Consider the following 15885-nt stretch of genomic DNA (forward strand, 5'->3'; position numbering starts at 1 on the left):
AAATATGAGCATGCAACCAAAATAGGCTCCTTTGCTGGGGCCTTTTTTGCGCTCCTTTGTTTGGTGTTTATTTGCTGATGATAACCCTCCTTTCCTGTAATTTAAATTGGACAGAATTTGCCGCTTGCAGTATTTTTAGCACTTGGTTAATGTTTTTATAGCGGGAAATGCGTCCGTTGAATGTTTCATTGGGAAGTTCAGTCTCATTAATGATCTCTACATCATACCAGCGGGCAATTTGGCGCATAATGCTTTTCATATCCTCATTTACAAATCTGAAATAGCCATCTTTCCAAGCGGTTATTCCCTCCGTTTCTACCTGTTTAACCTGTAGGTCACTGCCTACAATTTTGGCCTGTTGTTGCGGTTTTAGCAGGTTTGAAACGCCCGATTGTAGATTTGTGATTTTCACTGATCCAGTTATCAGCGTGGTTTTAACCGAGGCTTCATCTTCATAGCTGTTGATATTGAATTGAGTACCTAAAACTTGTACGGTTTGGTTTTTACTGCTTACTACAAACGGATGTTTCTGGTCTTCGCTTACCTCAAAATAAGCCTCGCCTAAAAGCGACACCTTGCGCAGCCCAGAAGGATCTGGAGCGGTAGAAAATGTTATGCTGGAAGCCGAATTTAGCCACACCCGGGTTCCATCGGGTAAAACCACCTGATAGGTGCCACCACGGGGCGTGCTAACGGTTTTAATAGCGGGCAATGCCTTGCCATTGAGCTCTCTGATCAGGCTTCCATCGTTATAGGCAAGTTTAGCGGCATCTATAACGATACCTGTTTTTTGATCGCTAAGCTGAATGGTTTTGCCATTGGCTAATTGCAGGGTGGCTACATTTTTACCCGGACTGATATCATTGGCGTGAGAAACCGTAGTTTGATGTTTAGAGAGAAAGGGTAAATTAAGCAAATACACCCCCACACCAATAGTGATGAGGATAGCGGCGGCGGCGGAAACACGTCGCCAAAGTGGCATAGAAACTTTGGTAGGTGCTTTTTTCTGGAAATTTACCTTAGCTAAGGTCTTGGCCCATATCAGCTCGGTATTTGCGCTATGGTATTTCCCTAGCTGCTCGTGAAAGGATTGTTGTTCACAAAATTCTTCCATCCAATTCCGGTTTGCTTGGCTGGCGTTTAGCCAATCTTGTAGCTCCTTTTCTTGCGGTGGGCTTAACGTTTCCTGTAGATGCCCTATAATTAACCTTGCTATTTGATGTTCTTTTTCGAAGGAATTGGCTGTGTTCATCTGATCGTATTTTACATAGAAACAGCAAAGGCATCAAAACAACCAAAAGAAAAACGGCTATTCTGCAATAAATAGTAAGAAAGCAAGTGTTAACGCAGCAGATACCCCCTTTTTTAGGAAAGCAGTTTTGAGCAATTGAATGGCTCTTGTTTTATGGTTGCGTACCGTTTGAACAGAAATCCCCAGTTCAATGGCTACCTGGCTGGTTTTATGTTGATGCAGATAAATTAGATTAAAGACCTCTCTGCATTTGTCGGGAAGTTTTTCTATTTCTTGGTTTACCATGTCTAGAATTTCGGTCTCAACCAATTCAAAAAGGATCGTTTCTTCCCCTTTCTCTAATTGTAACAAGTACTCACTTTGTTTAGTACTGATGTTCTTTTGACGTTTGAGCCAATTGAAGCAGGCATTACGGCAGCTGATGAATAAAAACGCTTTGATCGCGGTGTCGGTTTCAAAATTGTTCCGGCGCTCCCATAGTTTAACAAAACAGTCGGAAACAATCTCTTGGCCTTCTGCGTCGTTTTGCAATAAACGCAAGGCAAAAAAGCAGAGTGATTTATGGTACAAATCAAAAAAATGGGTAAAAGCGGCCTCTTCTCCTTGTTTAAGAGCTTTCACCCAATGGGCTTCATTGGTAGTTTTTTTCAAAGGCATTTGAAATAATTTACGGCAATATCCGAAAAATTATTCGCATATCCATTTGATTATTAGTTTGTTTGCCAACGGTCTCTTGCAATCATTAATAAGCAACTGGCCTTTAATGACAAAATAATAGTAGTTTGTGGTTTTATGCTTTGAATAGATCTACAGCCCTACCTTGGCGCAAGTCTTGTGTGTGCGGTTTAGTGTTGGGTAACTTGTGCCTATTAGCACTTACTTTGTTTTATTTGGTAACCAAAGCCCAAGTCATGCCTTTGCTGTGTCCTTCAGAGGCCAAGCCCCGTATTTAAGCTGATGTATGAGAAATTGAAATGTTCTTAATTCAACTTCATCATTAATTAATAATCGCGGCATTAAAATCAACAAATAGCCTAAACAGATTTTCGTAGGCCGTTAATGGCAATGTTTCCGCTTTATCGTCTACATCATGATAGGCCGCAATGCCTCCTTGTGTGTAAAGAAAAAAAGCGGGAACACCTTTTTCGGTAAAGAAATAATGATCACTGTTGGCCGCTTTGCCTCTAGAATTAATCCTTTTCAGGAATTGCTTTTCACCATTAATTTGATTGAGCAAAGCAAATTCCTTTGGATGGATAGTGGCATTTACTACCGTTGCACCTGTTTCGCCAGTGCCAACCAAATCTAAATTCCATAAAAAGCGAATACTCTGTAGTGGAATCAAAGGGTTTTCGGTGAAGTATTTTGAGCCTAATAAGCCTGCTTCTTCAGCTGCAAAGCAGATAAAAGCAACGCTGTATTTTGGAGGATGAGCGGCGTAGTATTTGGCCAAATCTAACAACATGGCCACACCGCTGGCATTATCATTGGCCCCGGGGAAATAGGTTTTTGAACCCATGCCGCCCAAATGGTCGTAGTGAGCAGTAAACACCAATACCGAATCTGGCTTTGCAGTTCCTTTGATGATGGCGCCTACATTGGCTGCGGTAAAATTGGGAACCAGCTCATTTGCCATATCAATATCAATTTGGGTAGGCCGAAATGAAAGGGAGTTTTTGTTGACTTCTACAATAGTATAATCAAGGACCTGTTGTGCAACCGACCAAGTGAGCTTTGGAACCAAGCTAACGGCAATGTTTCTGCTCTTACTTAAATAGGTGGTGCTATCTTTTTGGATTAAACTGTCATGGGAAACGATGCCTTTACTCGCTTGATGTATAATAAAATCCTTTCCGGGAATTAAGGTTTTTCCGTTTAATTTGAGCGTCATGTTGCCCGGGAAAGTATTTACAGGGAAGGAAAAATACTGTTTGAAGCGATTTCCGCCCAGAGGCGAGAGACCAAACCTTTTAAATTCGTTTTCGATAAAATCGGCCGCCTTGCCCATGCCATGCTTGGTGTAGCCGCGGCCCCAGTACTTTTGCGAGGTAAGGATACTAATGGTTTTTCGGGCATAGCCGATGTCCTGCGCAAAGCCATGGAAGTAGGCAAAACTAAAGGCCGCGAAAAAAAAGATACGGAACATAACAAAAATGCTTTGTGCCACAAGATATAAATTTGTGCGCACAAAGCATTTTAATTCATGGTAAAAGGAACTATCCCTTTACTAAATAAGCATTGATGATTTTGGTGATTTCCTCTTTGTTTTTGGCCGAAGTCCAGTTTTCTTTTACTGATTGGGCATTGGCCGCAAAAAATCTCTCGTAAAGCAGTTTGTTATCTACTTTGGGGGCTAATTTAATGGTGGCATTGCTGGCAAAAACATTGTCCCAGATATCACGGGCATCTTTCCAGAAACCTTCGTTCTTTTTCCACCATTCTTGGGCGTAACCAAATGATTTTGGATCTGTTTTTACAAACTCCTCTAAACCTTTTTCTTGCGCAATCAGTTTATCTTTTGCTCCCGGAGTACGAACAATTTTCTTGTTATCTTGTTCAAACATCCATCCGGTTGGGGTAAGGTAAACAAAATTGCGGCGGTTCAATACGTTGTAATCGTTACGTTCGGTATGCTCACGACGAGGAAGTGGCGAGTCTGAATAGCTTAACCATTGTGATCTGCCGTCAACATGTACCCAACTGCCAATCGCTTGGTAGCGCGGGCTATCATCTACCTGAAAAACCTTTTGGGTCCATTTACCTTGATATTCTTCTGGTTTTAAGGTTACATTTTTCCAGGTATCTTCCTTGTCGAAGGCTAAAATTTTTGGATCTTCATAAGTCCAGTCTTCACGCCAGTGTTTAATGATCATGCTATCACCCCTCATAACCAAAAGGTGCTGGATCACGATTTTTTTGGGCGAATCTTCTACAATAATGGCAATTTCCTTAGCTGATGAACGGTGCCTGTCGTGAAACTTGTAGTCATCATCAGGAGAAAAAGTTTCGGCATAGTTAAAGGTAACCTTATAAAAGCCAGCCAATGATTTAATAGCGTTACGATCTTGCGCTAACTTGTTTTGGCCGAAAGCAAAGGCACTACACCATAGCAGAGCCACTAAGAGTTGTATTTTCTTCATATCCTTATATTTATCATGTTGTTTAGATTTATTCTAAACAGTTGCAAATTAACAAGCAATAATCCTGATAAGCAAATTATTTTTAATTATTCTAAATAAAAGAACTTATGGGGCTAAAGGCTGCGGATAGCTTGGTTAGTGCGCCAATAATTGCCTAGCCCTAGCCTTTTGATTTTTTCTTTCTTCCCCACCAAATGATAAACCCGGTAATAGGCAACGAAGCGGCAATTAAACTGGCGCAAAAGGCTATAATCTTTCCTGGCAAACCCAATATGGCACCCACATGGATATCATAGTTCATGCCTAATAATCTTTCTCCGGCGTTTTTCGATTTATAGTGGCGGTGATCCAAAAGCTTACCACTGTATTGGTCAAACTGCATGTCACTTGAGTCGTAATAGGTTTCTTCGCCTTTGTAGGCATAGGCATAAATAACCCCATCGTTACTTGAAGCTGGGCCAATAGCAATTTTTGGAGCTGCTGGGTAAAGCGCTTTTGCCTTTTCGAAAGCGATATCCATGCCGTTTTTTGAGGCGAGATGTAGGGTGTCTGATTTAAAGGTTTTGCGTTCAGGTGGAGTGACGCTTAGCGAAGCCACCGCATATACCGTGCCCTGAAACCACTGAAAGGCCCATACTAGCCCTGTTAAAGCCAAAATGAGCGAAATGAGTAAGGCATAAAATCCTGGAACATTGTGCAGGTCGTAGTTAAGGCGCTTAAACTTAGCGGTCCATTTGATCTTAAAGCTCTTATCTAGGTTCGATTTCTTGAGATTTTTGGGCCACCAGTGGATCATGCCCGTAATCAATAGTATGATGAAAATGATGGTAGACCAGCCAATGATCTGTTGGCCAATGGGATGGTTAATTAGCAGGCTCCAATGCAGCATTTTCACCACATTGAAAAACTCGTGTTTATAATGGGTGATTTTGGTAACCTCGCCCGTATAAGGGTTTACATTGGCAATATCGTAGTAGTCTAATGCATCAAAATACCAAAATGCCTCTGGGTCTCCGCCCTTGTAAGCGCCAAATTCCCAGGTTTTTTCAGGGTTGGGATAGGTAGAAATGAAATTGATCGGTTTGTTGCCCATGGCTTTTTGGGCGTTATTTTTCAATGTGCTCAAGGGAAGCGGCCTGGCATTTTTAGGGGCCTCAACATACAGCTGTTTACGATAAATAAGGTTGGTGATTTCTGCCTGGAAAACATAAATACATCCCGTTAGGGCAATAAAAATCACCATTACACCTGCGCCAATGCCCAGCCATAAATGTAGCCAATCGCTAATCCGACGAAAGGTAGATTTTTTGGATCTCTTGGTTTTTGTTTTGTTTGAGGTCATTTTGGATAACGAAATAAACCAACCACGTTAAACATGGTTGGTTTAGAAATTATATTTACAGTTTAGAGCGCTTGGCGTGTGTAGGTTGCTACGTGCCAAATTTTGTCGTAATTTTTACCTGCCTGGCTTCCTGATTTCTTTTCCTCGTAAAAGGCTTCCAAAAAATAAGTGCCTTTTTGCTTTGGTGTAAAGTTAAGCAAGCCGTTACTGTTGGTGTTTATGGTTTCGCTTTTTTTCTCAGGACCTACAACGGTAAGCTTTTGGTTTTTGAAAGCGCTTTGGTTGAGCTTTACGGCATGTGCGCTTTCTTGGCCAGTTACAAAAGAGGTTTGAGCCGGGGCTATGCTTAAAGTAACATCGTTGCCCAATTGATCAGCCAGTTTTGCCGAGCCTACAAAAACATTGGCCAAAGCGTAATAGTCGATTTTGGCATTTTCGTAAAGATCCTTTACCTGGTGTACAATAGATAGGGTGTACTGCCCGTCCTGGGTTGGTGTAAAATCAGCTTCGTAATGAAATACTCCTGCCTTCGTTTTTAACGCTTGCTTGCTGCCATTTGGCGAGGTGAGCACTAATTTAAACTCTTTCAGGTTGCTGTACCATTTTGCGGCCGAATCGATTTCCTTGGTGCCATATTCGCCAAAGAAGACCTTCACTTTTTGTGCAACACCTTTTTGGCCATTCGTGTTGGTTTCAATCCACAAAGCATGCCCATAGCTGGTGGCGGCCATGGCTACAAATAAGAATAGGGTTAAAATCTTTTTCATTGTTCTAGAATTTATAAGCGATACTGAAACGATAGTTACGGGGAGCTTCGGCCTGCCATGAATAAACGTTGTTGCTGAAATAGCCAGTGTAGTAGTCGCCAATGTACAGGTATTCGTTAAGCACATTAAACACATTTGCGGTAATTTTAACGGGCCCTTTTGACCAAAACAAGCCAGCGTCAACTTTCGTATAATCACCCATGTTGTATGCTGGATTTGTTGCGCTGTACGAAAATGAGGTTCTATCTTTCAAATAGGTTACGCCGGCGTTAAGTCCAAAATCTTTCAAAAAGCCGCTTTGTATGGTATAACTTAGCCAGGCATTGGTGGTGTGTTTGGCGTATCCTGGAACGAGGTCGTTGTTGGCAAAGCCCGAGTTAGGAAAAGCTGAAGTGATTTTTGCATCGGTGTAGGCGTAGTTTGCAATCAGGGATAGCCCTTTCGCTAATTCGCCTTTAATATCCAGTTCGATACCTTTGGCTACTTTTTCGCCTAAAACCACGCTGTAGGTGAAAGTTGGGTCCTGAACATCTGCGGTCAGCTCATTTTGCTTAAGGATACGGTATAGGGATAGTGTTGTATTCCATTTGCCATCGGCCCAGTCTCTTTTAAAACCAATTTCCATATTTGAGCCGGTAATTGGTTTCACTTCCCCGCCATCTTTAAGCTTTCCACTTTGTGGTAAAAATGCTTGGTCGTACACGCCGTATGCTGCTGTATTTTGGTCTAATGATACGCTTAGCCCAATGCGGGGAGTTAATTTACTTGCGCTGTAGGAAGTTCCTCCCCATTGGTATTGGCTAGCCTTGGTGTAACGGGCCGCTAAGGTTAAACGTGCACGGTTATTGAAAAAACCTAGCTCATCCTGTAAATAGCCGGCGGTATATTTTTGGCCCATGGTTCCTCCAGCGGCAATAGCACGGGCTTCGAGGCTTGTAGTTCTATCGAAATTTGGGAAGCCATTTGGGGGATATCCTAAATTTGGATGGTACATGTTAAACGGGCTAGAAGGTAAATCTAGTGGGTGCGATTGTCCCCAATCTGCCATGTAGTCTTTTTTACCTATATCAAAACCTGCTAAAATGCGATGTTTGATGCCGCCAGTTTTTACTTCGCCGTTAATAAAAAGCTGGCCAAGTTTCATGGTGCTTTCCGCATCCCAGATCCCCACACTTCTGATGACATCTCCATTGGTAAGTACATCGGCAGGCCATAAGCTCGAGCCGGTTTGCAAATACTTGCTGTAGGCGGTTTGAGCGGTAATTTTCCATTGATCACCGATGTTTTGGATAAGATTTAAAAATACCGAATGGTCATTGATATTGGTTTTAGGTAGATTTTCTGGGGCATAGGTAAATTTGCGGGGCAGAGAGAGATAGCCTTCGGTTGAGAAAACGTAGTACGATCCCACATCGGTCATTTGCGCCCTTTGCAGGTTGTACTCGGCTGTAAATTTGGTGCTATGGGTTAGCTGGTAACTAATTACCGGGGCAATAGAATACCTGTCGTTTGATTCATTGGGCCTAAATGATCCCTTTTGCTGTGCCGCCGCGTTTAAGCGGAACAACAGCTTGCCATCTTCGGTAAGTTTCCGGTCCAAATCAACGGCTGTTCTATACAAATCAAAGCTTCCCAGGGTAAATGAAACTTCGCCTTTGTTTAATCCGGTAGGTTTTTTGGTAACGACATTGTACATGCCGCTTGGATCGCCGTTGCTTAACATAAAGCCTGCTGGCCCTTTCACAAACTCAAGGTGGTCTACAATGCTCATGTCTTCGGTTAAGGGCCCCCAAAAGGAATTCACAAAATTGAAACCGTTGCGCATAGCCTGTATTTGGGAGCCCCTCATGTGCACGTTAGTATATAAATCGCCCCAATGGCTGGTACGCATAGCACCGCTTACGTTGCGCAGTACGCCGTCGCTCATGCTAATGATCTGTTGGTCTTTTAATGCTTGGCCACTTACACTTTGAATGTTTTGGGCAGCTTCCAGCAACGGTTGGTTTAAGCGCAGGCTGTTATCGGGGGTGCTAATTTTGTAAGCGTTCTTTTTAGCTTGAACCGATACTTCTTTTAGGATTTGGCTATTTTCCGAAAGCGTGAAATTGAGCTCCAGTGTTTGGCCATCATTAATAGAGATGTTTTTTTCCTGGGTAGCTATACCTATGGCACTTACCCTAATGATGTAATTGCCCGCTTTGATTTTGCTGAGAATGTAGTTCCCATTATCGTCGGTAGCGGTATTTTGAGGTTTGTTTTTTAATCCCACACTAACGTAGGCAGCAGGCTGCCCATCGGCCGAAGTAATGCGTCCTTTAATAGTTCCATTTTGAGCAAAGGCCACAAAATGGAATAAAAGCAGTAAGACGACAAGAGGACTTTTGAGGTTTTTTTTCATTGTGAATTGTGTATGTTGTTGTTATAAAGTTGCTGTGCTTGCGTCGGTAGGTGTTGCTCATTCAAGGATCAAAAGGTTTAAAACATGTATTTTATAGAAGCCGCTACGTTTCGAGTGGCTAAGGGGCTGGCACTTAAGCCCCATACTTTCTCATTGGCAATGTTGTTCACTTTCAGCCCTAGCCTAACCTTGGTTGCTTCGTAAAAAAGAGTGCCGTCAGTGAGGAAATAAGCATCTGTTTTAGGGTCTGTGGTGTACTTGTTGAGTTCACCTACGTAGTTGCTCCCTGCACCAATACCGAAGTTTTTAAGTGCTCCGTGGGTAAACTTGTAGGTAAACCAAATGTTAGCGAAATCGGCAGGGAGGTAGTTCCTGTTTTGCGATACGGTTCCGCTGTTGTTAATACTGCTGTAAATGTTCTTGTTGTAGCCATATCCAGCGGTAATGTTTAGTCCGGCAGTGGGATTAGCGCTCAGGTCAATTTCAAAGCCTTTACTTTTTTGCTTGGAATCCTGAAACGAGAAACCTTGCTGGTTGCTTCTTAGGGCATTTTTTACGTCAATATTGAAGTAGCTTACCGTTGCGGTCAACCTGTTTTCAAAGAGATCGGTCTTAATTCCGAATTCATATTGGTTGCCCGTAGTTGGTTTTGCATTAAAAGTTGTCGCATCGGGCTGGCGTATTGGCGCATTGTTTTGGAATGCATTGGTATAGCTCGCAAATACACTTAGCTTATCTTTTAATATTTGGTAAACGGCTCCAAATTTTGGCGATAGGGCAGTTTGTTCGTAGCCCCCCTCAAAGTCTCCCCTTAAAATCGCAATTCCCTTGTTGTTTAATCGATCTACTCTAAGGCCCAAAAGAACCGAAAGTTGATCGGTGATATTGGTTGCACTTGATGCGTATGCCGCATAAACGGTACTTTGGCTAGTTTGAAAACCATTAACCAAGCCTTGCCTTACCGCTTTAATTTTTTCCAGTGAAAGTGGTGAATAAGGTTGGTTGATATTAATGACGTCGGTATATTCTTGGCCAACGTACGAGTAATCTACCCCTTTTCTGTGAAGCACATCTAAGCCTAGTACAAATTTGTTTTTCAGGCCTGCTACAACAAAATCTGTATTAAAAAATTGTTGAAATTGATAAGCATAATCGGTAAATGGCCAACTGCTTACTGTTCTTTGGATCGTTGTTGGCGAGGTAAAGGTACTGGTGGCATAAACCAGTTCATCCACATCACTGACATTTAGGGAGGCAATGGTGGTTGATTTCCAGCTTGGGGATATTTGGTACTCGGCTTTTGCAAAAAAATTAATCCCTCCACCAGAAAACGTAGCATCGGCACTTCCCGTAGATTGGTTATACTTAAGTGGTACTTCATTAGTGTTCTTCAGGTTTAATGCCGAAATATTAACATAAGGCAAGTTGCTCATTTCTGATTTGGTGATTTCGGCATTTAGGGTAAGGCTAAGCCTGTCGTTTACTTTATAAAGCAACGAAGGAGCCACTACGTACCGTTTGGTAAATCCCCAGTCCATGAAACTATCTTCCGCGTGATAGGCAGCATTAAGTCTAAACAATACTGATTTATCTTCATTCAATGGCGTATTTACGTCTACTGCAATTCGGTGTAATCCAAAGCTGCCAATGGTATAGTCTATCGTCGTTTTTTTCTCCTCAAAAGGTTGCTTGGTTACCAAATTGATAAGGCCACCAAATGAAGTGGCGCTATTGCCATAAAGCGTGCCCGATGGACCTTTAATGGCTTCAGATCTCTCTACAACGGCGGGGTCAATTCCCGACCAGCTGTCGGCAGCTACCCCGTTGCGCATCCTAACCCCTGTCCAAAATCCTCTTAAAATGGTGTAAGCAAAGCCATTGTTTACTCCTCCAAAAGATATTCCGCCGCCAGGAACATTCCTTAACGACTGCTTGTAGTCTGTCACAATTTGTTGGTCCATAATTTCTTTGCTCACCGTATTGTAAACCTGAGGATTTTCCAAGTTTTTCAGCGGCATGCGGGCCACGTAATCGCTCTGTTTAACCGCATATTTATTTTTACCCCCATTAATGGTGATTTCTTGTAGCGACTGGCTGCTTGTCTCCAACTCGAAATTCAGCTCTAAGGTTTGTCCAGCTTCAACATTGACGTTTTTTTCTTGTGCGGTAATGCCTATGGCATTTACCCTTACGGTGTAGGAACCAGCTTTGATTTTTAGTAAGGCATAGGAGCCGTCTTCCTTACTTGTAGTGCTATTGTTTTTATTTTTTAGCCCAATGTTTACATAAGCAGCAGGTTGCCCGTCGGAGGTGGTAATACGCCCTTTTATCGTAGCATGTTGTTGGCCGTAAGCAACCAGGCTTATGGATAAGATAAGAAAGCCTGTTAAGATATGTCTCAAAAAATAGATAGATTTCATTCTTTGTTTTTATTTAGATTAATTATAAACTACGGCAAATATATAACCTAAAGCTTTAATTGCAAAAGAATTTTAGAATTGCATGCTGGCTAAAAACTAAAGGTTGCGGAAAGTGTTATATCCAAAACATTTTATGGACATCAGATCTAACGAACCGTATTGGCTGGTTAATAATGGTATTTTAAATGCTTACCCTTCTCTAAGAAAAGACACTGTTTGTGATCTTTTAATTGTTGGAGCGGGCATTACCGGCGCATTAATGGCGCATGCGTGTGTGGGTGCCGGTTTCAAAACGATAGTAATTGATCAGCGGGAAGTTGCCAATGGCAGCACTTCGGCAACCACCTCCATGCTGCAATATGAAATAGACGTGCCTTTGTATCAACTGGAGAAGTTGATAGGAGAAGTTGGGGCTTTGGCCAGTTACAGAGCCTGTAGAAATTCAATCTGGGAACTGGAGAAAATATCCAAGGACATTAAATCTGATTCGGGCTTTGAAGCCAAAAATTCACTCTACTTTGCCGGAACAGGAAAGGATGCAAAATGGCTGAAACTAGAGTTCGAAAAGCGGTTGAAAGCTGGCTTTGAAGTAGAATGGCTGGATAAAAAGCAAATCCAATCCAACTATGGTTTGCAGTCGGAAGGCGGAATCTTGTCGGCTGATGGCGCAAGCGTAGATGCTTTTAGGCTGGCCCATGAGCTACTATCGTTTAACCAGAAAAAAGGGCTGGAGATTTTTGATAAAACCGAGTTGAAGAAGGTTAAATATCTAAAAGATGAAATTCTTGCAGAAATGGATACCGGGTCAAAAATTAGGGCAAAAAAGATCATCTACTGCACAGGTTATGAAAGTATAAAGCTCATCCCCGAAAAAATAGTGAAATTAAAGAGCACTTACGCCATGGTTAGCGAACGGATGAATGGCGCCACTACCCAGATTTATGATACGCTTTTTTGGAATACAGACCATCCATACTTGTATATGCGAAGTACCGCTGATCATCGACTTTTGGTAGGGGGTGAAGATGAGAATTTTAAAAATCCTGTATTGCGAGACGCTTTATTGAGCAAAAAAGAGGGGAAGCTTTTAAAGTCCATTCAGAAACTGATGCCTAATATTAACTTTATTCCCGATTTTGCGTGGTGCGGCACTTTTGGCGAAACCAAGGATGGATTGCCCTACATCGGGAGCCATCCCAAATTCCCAAACAGCTATTTCTGCTTGGGATTTGGAGGAAATGGAATAACTTTTTCTGTAATTGGAGCAAATATGCTGGTAGGGATGCTACAAAATGAGATAGATCCCCTTGCTTATTTCTTTAGGTTTGGCAGGTAATTATTGGTGTGTAATAATTTGTCCGTTGAAAGCTCTTTCGTTAGTGCCAGGATTAACTTTACCGCCAGCAATTACAGTATAGAATGTACCCTTTACCAATGTTTTGTTAACGGTAGCATTAACGGTAGTTGTTGCAGCGGCTTTAATTTCTAAATTCTTTTCTCCTGGATCAACGGCCACAAACCCGCTGTAGGCTTTATAGGCTTTATTGCTGGCAAGATTGGTTGTTGCATCTTTAATGCCTAAATCCAAGGCGGCAGCATCTGGAGAAAGGTTGATAAAGCGCACATAGGCTTTTTCAGTAGAGGTATTGGAGAAATCATCCGCTAAAAGCAAACCATCGAAATTATCGCTGGTGCCTACCAGGTATAAAGTTGAAAAAGCACTATTGGCAATAGAGATATTACTCTTTGTATAGGCCGATGCTGTTTCTCCTGCTACGGTGAATTTAACGGTATAGCTCCCCACATTTAGCCTAGAGTATTTGACCCCTCCGGCATAGGGAAGTGCTGCGCTATTTATTTTAGAGTCGTTAATATAAGCATCATACGTACCCAAGGTAGGAGAGATATTGTAAACGCTTAAAGATCCGGTATCAACCACAGTTGTGTCATTTTTCCCGCAGGCAAACAATAGTGTAATTGTTGCCATGGTAAATAGCGCATATAATGCCTTAAGAGAGGATTTCGTATAAGTTTTATTCATGTTAAAGATTTGATGGCCATTTAGCCCTGCCCTAAAATATATTTCAAATATACAAATATTGGTTTTATCGATTTTATTCCGATGTTAAACTTTGTTAAATAAAGGATTGCCGGAGTAAATACCCTGCATCATACCTTTGATACGCAATAAGCCGCTGTTTCGCTACAAACGAAGGCTAAATTCGCTAACATGTTTACTTGGCAGCGGGTTAAGGAATGTTAAACAAAATGTAAAAAAATACGAATTATATTGCACAACTCAATTTTTATTTAAACCTTTGCGGCACAATCAATTCAATAGGATTGATTTTATCAGAAAATGAGTAAACAAATTATCCATAAATTATCTGTTTTAGAGGCCAAGAACATGGCCCCTAACGGCTATTTTATTGAACGTTTACGACCCGTATTCCAAATCACCACAAGTCGGCAACTCTTTACGCCGCGGATTTAAGTCATACCCCTAGGGAACTTAAACCCATGAGGAATTGATCCTCAATAAAAACCCAATTAACAAGAATACCATATTTTTTCGTTAAAGAATTAATGAATAATAACGATTTTATAGTGCAAGTTGCACTTCCTGAACATCGTGTTTTTGCTGAAGAAATAGTTGAAGAAATGGCCGAATCAGCAAAGGCTAGAGGAACAGGTATCGCTAAACGTTCGCCAGAATATGTAGCTGGCAAAATGCAGGAAGGTAAGTCGGTAATCGCTTTCCACAAGGATGGCACGTGGGCCGGATTTTGCTACATCGAAACCTGGAGCCATGGCCAGTTTGTGGCCAATTCAGGCTTAATTGTAAGTCCTAAATTCAGGAAAGCAGGATTGGCCAAAGCCATTAAAGAGGAAATCTTTGCCTTATCAAGAAAATTATATCCAAAGGCCAAAATCTTTGGTTTAACTACGGGTCTGGCCGTCATGAAGATCAACTCTGATTTAGGCTATGAGCCGGTAACCTACTCGGAACTTACGCAGGACGAAGAATTTTGGAAAGGTTGCCAAAGCTGTGTCAACTTCGAGATCCTTAAAATGAAGGAACGTAAAAACTGCATGTGTACTGCAATGCTGTACGATCCAAAGGAGAAAAAACACGAAGCAGCCAAAGAGTTTGCCGAAGAGCTGCAGAAAAAGCCTAAGCTTTATGAAAGATTTATGCGTATCAAACAGCGTTTAATCGAAAAAAATAAAGGAGGTAGCGACCTTAAATCACTATTGTTGTTTTTGGCATTTTTAAATAAATAGAATACAAATAAATATTAATGAGCCACTTATAGATATTTTAATGCGTCTAAGCTTAGGTGTCTAAGGTGGTAAAATAAATAAATACAAGATGAAGAAAAAAGTTGTTTTAGCATTTAGCGGAGGTTTAGATACCTCATTCTGTTGCATTCATTTAACAAAGGACAGAAATTTGGAAGTACACTCGGTGGTGGTAAATACCGGTGGTTTTTCTGAAGAAGAGCTAAAGGAAATTGAAGCACGGGCTTATGCTTTAGGGGTGGCGTCGCACGCTGCGGTTGACGAAACCGAGAACTATTACAACGATAGCATCAAGTATTTGATTTTTGGGAACGTGCTGAAAAATGCCACCTATCCATTGTCGGTAAGTGCCGAGCGTGTTTGCCAAGCTACGGCAATTGCCAATTATGTGAAGAAAATTGGTGCTGATTATGTGGCTCACGGTAGCACTGGAGCAGGAAATGATCAGGTTCGTTTCGATATGATTTTCAACATCCTGATCCCTAATGTAGAAATCATTACCCCAATTAGAGATTTGAAATTATCACGCGAAGCGGAAATTGAGTATTTAGCTAAACACGGGGTTATATATACCGCAGAGAAGGCAAAATATTCAATCAACAAGGGCTTGTGGGGCACTTCGGTAGGCGGTGCAGAAACATTGACTTCTAACCAAACCTTGCCAGAAAGTGCTTGGCCAACTCAAGTAACCGAAACCGAGCCTAAGAAAGTAGAATTGACTTTTGAAAAAGGTGAATTGGTTGCTGTTGATGGTGAGAAATTGGCGCCGGTAAGAGCTATCCAAAAATTGCAGGCCATTGCCGCACCTTTTGGCGTTGGGCGTGATATTCACGTGGGCGATACCATTATTGGCATTAAAGGCCGCGTAGGTTTTGAGGCGGCAGGGCCGATGGTGATCATCAAAGCGCACCATGCTTTGGAGAAACACACCTTAACCAAATGGCAGTTGAGCTGGAAAGAAAACCTGTCATCATTTTATGGCAACTGGCTGCACGAAGGCCAATTCCACGATCCAATTATGAGAGACATGGAGGCTTTCTTAAGTTCGACACAAAGCACCGTTAATGGAAAAGTGTTTGTTGAGTTGTTGCCTTATCGTTTCCATATCATCGGTATCGAAAGTGCCAATGATTTAATGAGCAATAAATTTGGCAGCTACGGCGAAATGAACAACGCTTGGTCTGGAGAAGATGTAAAAGGTTTCTCTAAAATATTTGGCAACCAGGTAATGATTTGGCATAAAGTAAACGGAGAGAAGTAACC

Annotated in this window: 12 protein-coding genes; 3 read left to right on the plus strand and 9 right to left on the minus strand. The window is 41.8% G+C overall.

From position 1 onward, the window contains the following. Positions 1-67: 67 nt before the first annotated feature. From DUT71_RS02950 to DUT71_RS02985, 8 genes are all read right to left on the minus strand, one after another. Positions 68-1252, minus strand: a complete 1185-nt coding sequence (locus tag DUT71_RS02950) for a FecR family protein (RefSeq protein ID WP_113661012.1) — start codon at positions 1250-1252, stop codon at positions 68-70. 57 nt (positions 1253-1309) lie between these two features. Further along, entirely contained in the window at positions 1310-1909 is a 600-nt protein-coding gene (locus tag DUT71_RS02955) for an RNA polymerase sigma-70 factor (RefSeq protein ID WP_113661013.1), read from the minus strand. Between the two features lie 340 nt (positions 1910-2249). Next, positions 2250-3398, minus strand: a complete 1149-nt coding sequence (locus DUT71_RS02960; RefSeq protein WP_113661100.1) for a M28 family metallopeptidase — start codon at positions 3396-3398, stop codon at positions 2250-2252. A 70-nt stretch (positions 3399-3468) separates the two neighbouring features. Further along, on the minus strand, positions 3469-4392 hold the full coding sequence (locus DUT71_RS02965; protein ID WP_113661014.1) for a DUF6607 family protein: 924 nt from the start codon (positions 4390-4392) through the stop codon (positions 3469-3471). Between the two features lie 160 nt (positions 4393-4552). Beyond that, entirely contained in the window at positions 4553-5734 is a 1182-nt protein-coding gene (locus DUT71_RS02970) for a PepSY-associated TM helix domain-containing protein (RefSeq protein ID WP_113661015.1), read from the minus strand. 62 nt (positions 5735-5796) lie between these two features. After that, a complete protein-coding gene (locus tag DUT71_RS02975; protein WP_113661016.1) occupies positions 5797-6501 on the minus strand; it encodes a DUF4198 domain-containing protein in 705 nt (234 codons plus the stop codon). A gap of 4 nt (positions 6502-6505) precedes the next feature. Then, on the minus strand, positions 6506-8899 hold the full coding sequence (locus tag DUT71_RS02980; RefSeq protein ID WP_113661017.1) for a TonB-dependent receptor: 2394 nt from the start codon (positions 8897-8899) through the stop codon (positions 6506-6508). Positions 8900-8976: 77 nt separating this feature from the next. After that, the gene (locus DUT71_RS02985) at positions 8977-11319 is read right to left on the minus strand and encodes a TonB-dependent receptor (protein ID WP_113661018.1); all 2343 of its coding nucleotides are present in this window, start codon (positions 11317-11319) and stop codon (positions 8977-8979) included. A gap of 133 nt (positions 11320-11452) precedes the next feature. On the opposite strand from DUT71_RS02985, the gene DUT71_RS02990 reads away from it, so the two are divergent. Further along, entirely contained in the window at positions 11453-12655 is a 1203-nt protein-coding gene (locus tag DUT71_RS02990) for an NAD(P)/FAD-dependent oxidoreductase (protein WP_113661101.1), read from the plus strand. Here the strand turns inward: DUT71_RS02990 and DUT71_RS02995 are convergent, their stop codons facing one another. Next, entirely contained in the window at positions 12656-13360 is a 705-nt protein-coding gene (locus DUT71_RS02995; RefSeq protein WP_113661019.1) for a DUF4397 domain-containing protein, read from the minus strand. A 545-nt stretch (positions 13361-13905) separates the two neighbouring features. On the opposite strand from DUT71_RS02995, the gene DUT71_RS03000 reads away from it, so the two are divergent. Beyond that, positions 13906-14604 (plus strand): GNAT family N-acetyltransferase, encoded by a 699-nt coding sequence (locus DUT71_RS03000; RefSeq protein WP_113661020.1) that lies wholly within the window; start codon positions 13906-13908, stop codon positions 14602-14604. Between the two features lie 88 nt (positions 14605-14692). After that, on the plus strand, positions 14693-15883 hold the full coding sequence (gene argG / locus DUT71_RS03005) for an argininosuccinate synthase (RefSeq protein WP_113661021.1): 1191 nt from the start codon (positions 14693-14695) through the stop codon (positions 15881-15883). The last annotated feature ends 2 nt before the right edge of the window (positions 15884-15885 follow it).

The organism is Pedobacter nanyangensis, assembly GCF_003313505.1.
Lineage (GTDB): Bacteria > Bacteroidota > Bacteroidia > Sphingobacteriales > Sphingobacteriaceae > Pedobacter > Pedobacter nanyangensis.